The organism is Candidatus Pelagibacter communis, assembly GCF_001179965.1.
Classification (GTDB): Bacteria; Pseudomonadota; Alphaproteobacteria; order Pelagibacterales; family Pelagibacteraceae; genus Pelagibacter.
This window is the reverse complement of sequence record NZ_CVSH01000012.1, coordinates 1-573: the sequence shown is the minus strand read 5'-3', so window position 1 is coordinate 573 and position 573 is coordinate 1. Positions and strand designations below refer to the sequence as shown.

Sequence of the window (573 nt, the reverse complement as noted above, 5' to 3'; positions counted from 1 at the left end):
TTAAAAAGCCATCTATAATTGATATTGGTGGAAACGATGGCTCATTAATGCTTGAAGCTAAAAAAAAAGGATATTCTACGACAAACATTGAACCAACAAATGTTGCTTTAATTTCAAAACGAAAAGGTATCAATACTATTAGAAAAAACTTTAATATAAAAATAGCAAAAAAACTAAGTATTAAAAAAAAATATGATTTTTTAGTATCAACGAACTTTTTTGCACATACAAATAATCTAAAAGAAATAATACTTGGTTCAAAACTAATTTTAAAAGATCAAGGTATAATGATAATTGAGGTTCAATATCTTTATAGCGTTTTGCGTGGAAATGGTTTTGACTCAATTCATCAAGACCATAGATATTATTATACGCTTAGCTCGATCAAAAAAATATTAAAAATATTTGGTTTATTTATATTTGATGCAGAATTTCTTAAAAAAAATAATGAAATTTTAAGAGTTTATGTCAATAAAACTAAAAAAAATTCATCTGAAAGATTAAAGAAAATTTTAAATAAAGAAAATGATAAAATTATTTTTTGATCGAGCTAAGCGTATAATAATATCTATG

General features: G+C 22.9%; 1 protein-coding gene. It reads left to right on the top strand.

Translation table 11 applies throughout. The annotated features are described in order from the left end of the window. Positions 1 to 545, top strand: a 545-nt coding sequence (locus AMN73_RS00500; RefSeq protein WP_143323175.1) for a class I SAM-dependent methyltransferase, incomplete at its 5' end; no start/stop codon positions are given. Positions 546 to 573: the final 28 nt, after the last annotated feature.